At 36.5% G+C, this 446-nt stretch carries 1 pseudogene; it reads left to right on the top strand.

Annotated elements, in window-relative coordinates:
* Window positions 1-239: 239 nt before the first annotated feature.
* A pseudogene (locus CN514_RS21685) lies at window positions 240-446 on the top strand (IS110 family transposase); the annotation flags it as partial.

The raw sequence follows: 446 nt of genomic DNA, 5'->3' as shown, positions 1-446 counted from the left end.
TCTATAGGGTACATTTTATTTTCTGGTTGACCTATTTTTTATAGGCTATATGATTACAGTAGCCAGGGTAGAACGTAACTGCCAGTGGGACCATGATCCCGTCCGCTAAACTGTTCTCCCTCTACTTATAGAAACATGTTTGAGGCTGGTTGGGACTTGATCCCGAATAACAAGCGAAGCTATGAAACTATAAGAAGAGCTGGAGGTTACTGGTAAAAAAGAGGTAAGGAGAGATGTAAATGAATCCAGTAGTTGGTCTGGATGTTTCAAAAGAAGAAAGTGAAGTACAAGCCTTTTTAAATAAGAGTATTCCTTACGGAAAAAGCTTCAAAATTTATCACACAAGCGAAGGTTTAAATTTCTTTCTACAATTTTTAAAGGATTTAGAAAACAAGACATTAGTTAAACCTACTATCATTCTAGAAGCCACAGGACATTATCAAGCA

It is taken from the genome of Bacillus sp. AFS001701, assembly GCF_002559405.1.
Classification (GTDB): domain Bacteria; phylum Bacillota; class Bacilli; order Bacillales; family Bacillaceae_G; genus Gottfriedia.
Note: the sequence above shows the minus strand (reverse complement) of the source record. Positions and strands in the feature narration are given on the sequence as shown.